Genomic DNA, 10,591 nt, shown 5'->3' on the forward strand with positions numbered 1-10,591 from the left:
CTGAACATGAACGCACGTTTAATTCTGCGCGCTGGCGCACTGAGTCTGTCGTTGCTGGCCAGCGGTGTGATGGCCGCGGTTTCTCCGCAGGAGGCGTCGCAACTGGGGACTACGCTGACGCCGTTGGGGGCGCAGAAAGAGGGCAATGCCAACGGCAGCATTCCGGCCTGGACCGGGGGCCTCAAGCCCGGTGCGGCGGCACTCGACAATGGTTTTCTCGGCGATCCGTTTGCCGGTGAAAAACCGCAGTTCGTGATCACGGCAGCCAACGTCGACCAGTACAAGGACAAGCTGACCCCAGGCCAGCTGGCGATGTTCAAGCGCTATCCGGACAGCTACAAGATCCCGGTGTACAAGACCCAGCGCACCGCGGCGTCACCGCAGAACGTCTATGACATCGCGAAAAAGAGCGCGGTGACCACCGAGCTGACGCCCGATGGCAACGGACTGGTGAACTTCACCCAGACCCGTTACTACCCGTTCCCGATCCCGAAGAACGGCGTGGAGATCTATTGGAACCACACCAACCGTTATCGCGGTGGCAACATGGAACGTATAGCGGCCCAGGCGGCTCCGCAAACCAACGGCTCTTACTCCATCGTCGAATACGAAGACAAGCTGGCCTTCCCGCAATTGATGGAAGGTGTCGATGCCGGGCAGGCCGATAACGTCCTGTACTACTACAAACAGGAAATCACCGCGCCGTCGCGCATGGCCGGCAGCGTGATCCTGATCCACGAGACCATCGACCAGGTCAAGGAACCGCGCCTGGCGTGGGTCTACAACGCCGGTCAGCGTCGCGTACGGCGAGCACCGCAAGTGGCTTACGATGGCCCGGGCAACGGTTCCGACGGCATGCGCACCGCCGACAACACCGACATGATGAACGGTGCTCCGGATCGTTATGACTGGAAGCTGGTGGGCAAACAGGAGCTGTACATCCCGTACAACAACTACAAATTGCAGTCGCCGAAGGTCAAGTACGACGACATCATCAAGCCGGGGCATATCAACCAGGACCTGACGCGCTATGAACTGCACCGCGTCTGGCACGTGCAGGCCACGCTCAAGCCCGGTCAGCGTCACGTGTATGCCAAGCGTGACATGTACTTCGACGAGGACACCTGGCAACTGGCCGAGGTCGATCACTACGACGGTCGTGGCCAGCTGTGGCGGGTGGCGGAAGGTTATGCGATCAACGATTACGAGCGTGGCGCGCCGAACTTCGCGATGCTTGGCATCTACGACCTGATCGCCGGCCGCTACAACGTGCTGGCCATGACCAACCAGTCCAGGCATGCCACCACCTATGGCTTGACCGCGAAGATGACCGACTTCACCCCGGCTGCGCTGCGCAACGACGGCATTCGCTGACCGTTCGCCCCCGCCGCAAGCAACGCCCTGTTCGCAGGGCGTTATGCATGGCGAGCCTTGCACCCACCTGATGCGGGTGGCGCGCAAACCGGTGTCCGGCTCAATGATGGAGTCCACTTCCCATCAGCGAGGTCCGCCATGTTTGTGCCACGGCCGCATCTGATCGATGCACTTGAGGGCAAGCAGTGCCGCTTGCAACTGCTTTGCGCGCCTGCCGGATATGGCAAGACGTCATTGTTGCAGCAGTATTTGCAAGGCATTGCGCCGCCGGGGCAAGTGGTCTGGATGTCTTTGGGCGCACAGCCGCAGACGCTGGAGCACTTCATTTCAGGACTGGCGGGTGAATTGGGGCTGGCGGCTGATACTGCGCCGGATGCGGTATTGGCGTTTCTCGATTCAAGAGCTGTGGTGCCTGAGCTATTGCTATCGCGAGCAGGCTCGCTCCTACAGGGGAACGCGGTTAACTGTAGGAGCGAGCCTGCTCGCGATGAGGCCCTTGAGGTAGCCCCAATCCACCTGGTATTCGACGATCTTCCCGTCGATATGCCCGCAGACCTGAACCACTGGTTCGACCAACTCCTGTCCCTCAAAACACCACGACTGCAAGTGTTGGTCACCTGCCGCCAGCGCCCGGACTGGAATCTGCCGCGCTTGATGCTGACCGGCCAGTTGCAGGAGCTGGGCGCCGGGCAACTGGCCCTGCGCCCCGATGAGTTCGAATCGCTGATCGATGCCCTGGCGCCACACACCGATGCACCGGCCAGAGAAAAACTCTGGCATGAGACAGGCGGGTGGTGCGCCGGTATTCGCCTGTCGCTTTCTCTGGAGCAGGCACGGTCCTCACCCTTGCTCGGCCAATACCTTGAGCGCGAACTGTTGTCGCGGCTGAGCCAGGAACAGCGCGAGGTCCTGTGTGGGCTCGCGCATTTGTCCCGATTCAGCGCGGACTTCTGCGAGCAGTTATGGGAAGGCCAGCAGGGTGGTCGGGTATTTCACAGCCTGCTGGACTGCCGGGCATTTCTGTTCCCGGTCGAGCAACAGCCCGGTTGGTATCGCCTGCTGCCCGCCGTGGCACAGGCCCTGCAAAACCAGTTGAGCGCAGCACCGTTGAATCGGTTGCGCCTGCGGGCCTGTCAGTTGCTCAGCGTGCTGGGGCATGTCGATGAGGCGGTGGAGCAGGCGTTGTGCGCTGATCAGCCGGAGGTGGCTGCCAATTACATGGAGCGCTTGTGGCTGAGCTGGATCCTCGGCGAACGTCATCTGAGCAAGCTGATGGACTGGCGTGAGCGTATCGAACCGCAGTTGCTGCACAGCAGCCCGCGCCTGATCTATCTGTGCGCCAAGGCCTTGCTGTTCAGCGGGCGACTGGACGAAGCCGCCGAGTGCCTGGCGCGGCTCGGGCATTTTCTGCCGTTGCCCGATGCCCGGCGCAATCAGCGTCTGCTGGCGAACTGGCAGGCGCTGTACGGCACCTTGCAGGCATTGCGCGGCCATGCCGATTCGGCGCGCCTGCATTGTCGGGCGGCCCTTGACGAGCTGACGGCGGAGGATTGGCTGTCGGTGTTGTTGTGTCATTGCATCCTGGCGCGGATCGCGATGGAGGGCGGCGACTTTGTCGAGGCCCAGTCGCTGCTGGATCACTCACTGGAACTGGCCCGGCGCCAGGGCAGTCATGAGTCGGAAGTGTTGGTCAACGTCGACCGGGCGCGCCTGCTGATGCTTCAGGGGCAATGGGGGCAGGCGCAATCGCTGGTGCGAAGCGAGCTCAACCGACTGACCGTGAAGGGCGCGCAACCTTACCCGTTGCTCGGGCGGCTGCTGTTCATGCAAGGCGAGTTGCTGTTGCAACAGGGCCACACCCACGAAGCCGAAGTGGTGGTGCAGGCAGGGCTGTTGCAGGTCCGCGACTGCTGCGCCCCCTTTGTGCTCAACGCCTACCTGCTGTTGTCGGAAATCGCTTCGCGCAGCCATGACCCGGAAAAGGCCCGCTGGCATTTGCACGAAGCCGAGCGGCGCATGCATTGGGGCAAGATCCACGCGGCGTGTTACCAAGGGCCGATCGCACGGCAGAACGCCCGGATCGCTGCCCGCGAGCAACCGGCCAACGACGACAAGGTTTCGCCGGTTCGCCTGACCGGCGTGGCGGATTACCAGGATGACCTGACGCCCCGCGAGGTCTCGGTGCTCAAGTTGCTGGCCGAAGGCATGTCGGTACGGGAGGTGGGCAGCCGCTTGTTCATCTCGGAAAATACCGTGAAAACCCACGCCAAGAACATCAACGTCAAGCTCGGCGCGTGCCGTCGCACCCAGGCCATCAACAGCGCCAAGGCCATGGGCATCCTCGCTTGAATCCATCGACGTGACGCCACCCACCTGATCCGGGTGGCGGCGTCGCGCCAGCGATGATCAACCATGCAGCCAGACCCTGTGCATTGCAGCCCGACCGTGGCCGCGTCCTGACAAAAACAAGAGAGGTAGTGATGAGCGCCATCGAGAGTTCGACGAGCTGTGACATCCGCACGATCCTGGAAAAACAACGCGCGGCCTTTCAGGCCCGCGAACCCTATACCCTTGAAGAGCGCTGCGAGTTGCTCGACCGGGCGATCGGTTTGCTGGTCAATCATGAGCAGGAAATCATCGAGGCCCTGAGCGCCGATTTCGGCCATCGCAGCCCCGGTTTCTCCAAGGGCAGTGAAGTGCTGTCGCCACTGGCGACGCTCAAGCAGACCAAAGCCGAACTGGCGCAATGGATGCGCCCGGAACAGCGCCAGGCCCGGGCCGGTGAAGCCTGGGTGCAATACCAGCCCCTGGGGGTCGTGGGCATCGTCACGGCCTGGAACGTGCCTGGCTACATGGTGTTCAGCGGGCTTGCCGGCGCGTTGGCAGCGGGCAACCGGGTGATGATCAAACCGTCGGAATTCAATCCGCATACCTCTGAGTTGATCGCTCGGTTGATCCGCTCTGTGTACGCCGAAGATGAGGTAGCGGTGGTTCTGGGCGGTGCGCAGGTCGGCCAGGCGTTCTGTGGCCAGCCGTTCGACCATCTGCTGTTCACCGGCGCCACCAGCATCGGCAAACATGTGTTGCGGGCGGCGGCGGAGAACCTGGTGCCGGTGACCCTGGAGCTGGGCGGCAAGTCGCCGACGATTATCTCGCGCTCGGCGGACTTCAACGACGCGGTGGCCAAGGTCGTGATCGGCAAGCTGCTCAACGCCGGCCAGTTGTGCGTGGCACCGGACTACGTGTTTGTCCCGCAAGAGTCGGTGGACGCCTTCATCGGCGTGGCGAAAGCCGTAGTGGCGAAGTTCTTCCCGACGCTCAGGGACAACCCCGACTACACCTCGATCATCAACGCCCGGCATTTCGAGCGCTTGCAGGATTACCTGAGCGAGGCCCGCGCCGCCGGTGTCGAGCTGATCGAACTGAATGCCGGTGCTGAAGATTTCAGCCAATCGACACTGAACAAGATCGTGCCGACGTTGCTGCGCAACCCCGGTGACGATTTGCAGGTGATGCAGGACGAAATCTTCGGCCCGCTGCTGCCGATCAAACCCTACGAAACCATCAGCGAGGTCATCGCCCAGATCAACGCGCGGCCGCGTCCGCTGGCCTTGTACTACTTCGGTAACGATGCCGCCGAAGAGGCCCAGGTACTCAGCCGCACCTGTTCCGGTGGCGTGACCCTCAACGGCGTTATGAGCCACGCCAGCACCGAAGGTTTGCCATTCGGCGGCGTCGGCCAGAGCGGCATGGGTGCCTACCACGGCATCGACGGTTTCCGCACTTTCAGCCACGCCAAGGCCGTCTTGCGTACAGCGGCCAACCCGGTCTGAACCCCACATCATTGTTGAGAGAACTGCCATGAAAGCTGCCGTATTCCATCAGGTTGGAGCCCCGCTGGTCATCGAAGAGGTGGGCATCAGCAAACCGGGTCCGCGCGAAGTGTTGATCCGCACTAAAGCGGTGGGTGTGTGCCACTCCGACTTGCACGTCATCGACGGCTCGTTTCCCTATCCCGGCCCGATGGTGTTGGGTCATGAAGCTGCCGGTGTGGTCGAGCAGGTCGGCTCCGAAGTGCGTTCGGTCAAGCCCGGCGATCATGTGGTCACCTGCCTGACGGTGTTCTGTGGCCACTGCGATCACTGCGTGACCGGCCATCTGGCGCGCTGCGTGTCGCCGGAAACCAAACGTGGCAAGGACGAAGAGCCGCGCCTGACCTACGTGCACAAACCGATGCCGCAATTCGTCAACCTGTCCGGGTTCGCCGAGCAGATGCTGGTGCACGAAAACGCCTGCGTGGCGATCCGCCGCGACATGCCTCTGGACCGCGCCGCCTTGCTCGGTTGCGCGGTCACCACCGGCACCGGCGCGGTGTTCAACACCGCCAAGGTGCGGCCGGGCGAAACCGTAGCCGTGATCGGTTGCGGCGGTATCGGCCTGGCCGCGATCAACGGTGCGGCGCTGGCCGGGGCAGGGCGGATCATCGCCATCGACATGCTCGACTCGAAGCTGGAGCTGGCCAGGCAGTTCGGCGCCACCGATGTGATCAACGGTCGCGATGGCGATGCCGCCAAGCAAGTGATGGAGCTGACCCGTGGCGGTGTGCACCACGCGTTCGAATGCATCGGCCTCAAGCAAACCGCCGAGCAGGCGTTCGCCATGTTGGCCCGTGGCGGTACCGCCACGGTGATCGGCATGCTCAAGCCGGGCCTGAAGATCGAACTCGACCCGCTGCAATTGCTCCACGAACGGCGCATTCAGGGTTCGCTGATGGGCTCCAACCGCTTCCCGGTCGACATGCCGCGCCTGGTGGATTTCTACATGTCCGGCAAGCTCAAGCTCGACGAGATGATTTCCCAGCGCATCCGCCTGGACCAGATCAACGAGGCGTTCGATGAACTGCGTCGCGGTGAGCTGGCGCGCTCGGTGATCGTTTTCGAATAAACACCGCAGTTCCCCTGTGGGAGCGGGTAAGCCCCAATGCTTTTGGAGTGGATGGATGGACATTGAATTTTCCCCACAGGAACAGGCCTTTCGCCAGGAAGTCCGGGCCTTCTTGCGCGACAATTTGCCTGGCGAACTGTCCGAGCGGATTTCGTTGGGCAAACGCCTGAGCAAAACGCATCAGGTGCAATGGATGCAGATCCTCGACCGGCAAGGCTGGCTCGCGCCGGGGTGGCCGGTCGAGTTCGGCGGTACCGGCTGGAGTGCCGTGCAAAAGCATATTTTCGACGAGGAATGCTTTGCCGCGGGCGCACCGAAGGTGGTGTCGTTCGGCCTGAAAATGGTCGCGCCAGTGATCATCAAGTTCGGCACCGCCGAGCAGAAAGCACATTTCCTTCCCCGGATTCTTTCCTGTGAGGACTGGTGGTGCCAGGGCTACTCCGAGCCGGGTGCCGGTTCTGATTTGTCGTCGTTGAAAACCCGCGCAGTGCGCGAGGGCGATCACTACGTGGTCAACGGCCAGAAAACCTGGACCACCTTGGCGCACTTTGCCGACTGGATGTTCTGCCTGGTACGCACCGACCCCGAGGCCCGTCAGCAACGGGGCATTTCGTTCCTGCTGATCGATATGAAAACCCCGGGCATCACGGTGCGGCCGATCATCACCCTCGACGGCGAGCATGAAGTCAACGAGGTGTTCTTCGACAACGTGCGGGTGCCGGTGGCGAATCTGGTGGGGCAGGAGAATGAGGGCTGGACCTGCGCCAAGTACTTGCTGACCCACGAGCGCACCAGCATCGGCGGGATCGCGCAGAACAAGGCATTGCTCACCCGGCTCAAGCGCATTGCCAGCCAGGAAGTCCGTGACGGTCGGCCGCTGATCGAAGATCCGTTGTTCCGCGCGCAGATCGCCGAAGTCGACATGCAATTGATGGCGGCCGAAATGAGCAACCTGCGCACGTTGGCGGCGACACAAAACGGCGATGTACCCGGTGCCGAAAGCTCGTTCCTGAAGATCAGGGGCACCGAGATTCGGCAGGCCATCACCTACCTGATCAGTAAGGCCGTGGGGCCGTACGCGTTGCCGTTCATTGAAGATGAACTGGGTTATGGCAGCGAACCGTTGCTCTACACCGACTACAGCAGCGCGGCCACCTACCAGTACCTGGATGCGCGCAAGGCCTCGATCTATGGCGGCGCCAATGAAATCCAGAAGAACATCATCGCGAAAATGATCCTCGAACTCTAAGGCGCCACGACCATGGATTTCAAACTGACAGAAGAGCAGCTGATGCTGCAGGAAACCGCCGCGCGCCTGGTGCGTGACGTTTACGGTTTTGAGCATCGCGAGCAATACCGCCGGAGCAGGCAGGGTTTCAGTGGCCCGTTCATGCAGCAACTGGGTGAACTCGGACTGTGCGCCGTGCCCTTTGCCGAAGCCTATGGCGGCTATGGTGGCAGCGGAGTGGAGAACATGCTGATCATGACCGAACTGGGCCGGGGGCTGTGCCTGGAGCCTTACCTGCACTCGGTGATTTTCGCCGGCGGCCTGGTCGAGCAGTTGGGCTGCGCAGCCCAGAAAGACACGCTGTTGCCGCAAGTCGGCAGCGCCAGCCTGCAACTGGCCGTGGCCCTCGATGAGCCGCAGAGTCACTACCAGTTGCACGACGTTCAGACCATCGCCGAGCCAGTCAGCGGCGGCTGGAAACTTAGTGGCCGCAAGTCGGTGATTATCGGTGGCCAGAGCGCCGGGCTGATTCTGGTGTCGGCGCGCACCAGCGGCGGTGTTCGGGACGAGAAGGGCATCACGCTGTTCCTGGTCGACCCGCAAGACAACGGCGTCAGTCGACGCTCCTTCGATACCCAGGACGGGCGAATGGCCTGCGAGCTGTACCTTGAGGACGTGTTCGTCAAAAGCACTGCGGTACTCGGTGAAGTGGGGCAGGCCTTGCCAGCGCTGCGTTATCAGCAAGGCCGCTGCATCGCCGCGCAATGCGCTGAGGCTGTCGGCAGCATGGAAACGGCGTGCGCGTTGACCCTCGATTACCTGAAAACGCGCCAGCAGTTCGGTCAGCCCATCGGCAAGTTCCAGGTGCTGCAACACCGCATGGTGGATATGCGCATCGAGCTGGACCAGGCCACTTCGATGACCCTGCTCGCCGCCTGCGTGGCGGATCAGGCCGACAGTGACGAGCGCAGCCGCGTCCTGGCAGCTGCCAAGTTCATCGTCAGCCGCGCCAGCCGTTTTGTCGCGGACCAAAGCATCCAGTTGCACGGCGGTATCGGCCTGACCTGGGAATACATGCTGTCGCACCATGCCAAGCATCTGCTGATGGTGGCGCGCCAGTTCGGCGATGACGATCACCACTTGCAGGATTACGCGAAGTTGATGCCGGTGGCGTGAGGCGCGGGGCGGTGGCGCTGGCTATCGCTGCCTGACGTCCTCGAACGAACCTGTGCGCACCTCGCCGCTGCGGGTGTAGCGGGCGATCAGTACCCCTCCGGGTGAGCTGATCGAATTCACCAGGGTGAAGGCCGATGCTTGTGCGTTGTCGTCGAACAGGCGCTTGCCGCGCCCCAGCAGGATGGGATGAATCATCAGCCGCAACTCGTCCACCAGGCCGGCGGCAAGCAGTTGGCGCACCAGGTCACCGCTGCCTTGGGTCAGTAGCTGAGGACCGTCCTGGCGTTTGAGCGCGCCGATCGCATCGACCAGGTTGCCCTCCAGCGCATGACTGTTGTGCCAGGCTAGCGAGTCGGCGCGATGGGTGGCCACGTGCTTGGGGGCGGCGTTGAACAGGTCAGCGATGGTGTGATGGGTTGCGTCGGCCTGAATGTGCGGCCAATAGGCGGCGAAGATGTCGTAGGTACGACGCCCCAGCAGCAGCTCGAATGGCTGTGAGAACAGGTCCTGTACGGCCTGGCCGGTGGTTTTGTCGGCGTAGGGCACTATCCAGCCACCGAAGCGGAATCCGCCACTGGAATCCTCCTCAGGCCCGCCGGGCGCTTGCATGACACCATCCAGACTCACGAATGCAGCAACGGTCAATGTGCGCATGCTGATCTCCTGATTGATCCTGGTTTAAGCGTTATCCACCACAGGAATGACCGACTTCATGTTCGATGAAAGTCGTATGGCGGCTGGTTCTGACAAATGGTAGGTAGTTTTTGTCTTGAAAACGCAATTGCTAATTTGTATCATTTGCTTTCAATTCAGCGAAGCAGGGAACGCAGCGCCAAAACAATAATAAGGTCAAGGCAATGCTCAAAATGCTTCTCGTGTACGGTCATCTGCTCGCTACGTGTATTGCCTTGGGGAGGGTGTTGCAGGCGGATCACAAGCTTTGGAGTTGGCGCAAGGAAATACTGGACCAGGCGAGGCTTGAATACCTCGATGAAACCCAGAAGATTGTCAGCCTTGCGCTGCTGGCCCTTTGGGCAAGCGGACTGTTGCTGGTGCTTCAGGGTTATCTCAATGAAGGCGACGTGTATCTGCTCAATCAGAAACTCTGGGCCAAGGTGACGGTCGTCGCGCTGCTGAGCCTCAACGGTGCACTATTGCATCGAATCGGCTTCCCGCTGCTGCAAAAGGCTCCATTCGTCGCACTGCGCAGTGCAGGCCGCACGCGGCTCGCCTTGTTGGGGGCGCTTTCCATGAGCGGTTGGCTATTCGCCGCTTTCCTGGGGGTGGCTCGAGCATGGAATCACGTGTTGCCTTACCTGCATGTGATGGGCGCATTCGCCGGATTCTCGTTACTGGCCTGTTGCGTGGCACTGGCAGTCGCCGGCAGGGCGGGCAGTGTCGGTGAGCAAAAAAACTCGGTACCGGGTTAGCGATCGACAGACCGTGTTTCGTACCTGTAAACCTCTGGTTTAAAACGTAAAGTACCGCCGCCCATGCCACTCCCGCATGGGCAATCCCCCCTCATCCCCATCTGTGTCCCCAGGCCGTCGGTCGGCTTTCTGCTGCGCGGGTTGACCCAGCGCCAGAAAGGGCTAACTTCTGTGTGTGGGAAAAAATCCCACGCGCAAGAATTCAAAAGAAGATGTAGGTTTGACGGTTTGCTCCCATGCCGCTCCCGGATCGCAACGCGTATGGCGTTGACACTGCTCGCGGTAAATCACCAGGAGAATGCACGATGAACAATTACCTGCTTTTCAAGAGAGGATTGCTGGCGCTGGCAATTGGCGGTGTCCTTTCGGCTTCCATCGTTCTGGTACCAGATTCCATTTCCCATGACTCCAGTGCCTATGCCAAGGATGGTGGTGGTGG

At 61.5% G+C, this 10,591-nt stretch carries 8 protein-coding genes; 7 read left to right on the forward strand and 1 reads right to left on the reverse strand.

Annotated features, from left to right (window positions below; all coding sequences use genetic code 11):
* Window positions 1–6 precede the first annotated feature (6 nt).
* The 6 genes from KGB07_RS19270 to KGB07_RS19295 all read left to right on the forward strand — a co-directional run bounded on the left by KGB07_RS19270 (window position 7) and on the right by KGB07_RS19295 (window position 8,722).
* Window positions 7–1,374 (forward strand): DUF1329 domain-containing protein, encoded by a 1,368-nt coding sequence (locus KGB07_RS19270; RefSeq protein ID WP_046040417.1) that lies wholly within the window; start codon window positions 7–9, stop codon window positions 1,372–1,374.
* 138 nt (window positions 1,375–1,512) lie between these two features.
* Window positions 1,513–3,723 (forward strand): helix-turn-helix transcriptional regulator, encoded by a 2,211-nt coding sequence (locus KGB07_RS19275; protein ID WP_223466277.1) that lies wholly within the window; start codon window positions 1,513–1,515, stop codon window positions 3,721–3,723.
* Window positions 3,724–3,776: 53 nt separating this feature from the next.
* Window positions 3,777–5,207, forward strand: a complete 1,431-nt coding sequence (locus tag KGB07_RS19280) for a coniferyl aldehyde dehydrogenase (RefSeq protein WP_223466278.1) — start codon at window positions 3,777–3,779, stop codon at window positions 5,205–5,207.
* A 28-nt stretch (window positions 5,208–5,235) separates the two neighbouring features.
* Window positions 5,236–6,318: a Zn-dependent alcohol dehydrogenase gene (locus KGB07_RS19285; protein WP_046040422.1), complete on the forward strand. Its 1,083-nt coding sequence runs from the start codon at window positions 5,236–5,238 to the stop codon at window positions 6,316–6,318.
* 55 nt (window positions 6,319–6,373) lie between these two features.
* Entirely contained in the window at window positions 6,374–7,567 is a 1,194-nt protein-coding gene (locus tag KGB07_RS19290) for an acyl-CoA dehydrogenase family protein (RefSeq protein ID WP_223466280.1), read from the forward strand.
* Between the two features lie 12 nt (window positions 7,568–7,579).
* Window positions 7,580–8,722, forward strand: coding sequence for an acyl-CoA dehydrogenase family protein (locus KGB07_RS19295; RefSeq protein ID WP_223466281.1), 1,143 nt, complete (start codon window positions 7,580–7,582; stop codon window positions 8,720–8,722).
* Between the two features lie 21 nt (window positions 8,723–8,743).
* Here the strand turns inward: KGB07_RS19295 and KGB07_RS19300 are convergent, their stop codons facing one another.
* The gene (locus KGB07_RS19300) at window positions 8,744–9,376 is read right to left on the reverse strand and encodes a dihydrofolate reductase family protein (protein ID WP_223466282.1); all 633 of its coding nucleotides are present in this window, start codon (window positions 9,374–9,376) and stop codon (window positions 8,744–8,746) included.
* A gap of 203 nt (window positions 9,377–9,579) precedes the next feature.
* Between KGB07_RS19300 and KGB07_RS19305 the strand changes: the two genes are divergently transcribed.
* Window positions 9,580–10,152, forward strand: coding sequence for a DUF2214 family protein (locus KGB07_RS19305; RefSeq protein ID WP_046040428.1), 573 nt, complete (start codon window positions 9,580–9,582; stop codon window positions 10,150–10,152).
* The last annotated feature ends 439 nt before the right edge of the window (window positions 10,153–10,591 follow it).

This window comes from Pseudomonas sp. GL-RE-26, assembly GCF_019956275.1.
Taxonomy (GTDB): Bacteria; Pseudomonadota; Gammaproteobacteria; order Pseudomonadales; family Pseudomonadaceae; genus Aquipseudomonas; species Aquipseudomonas grandcourensis.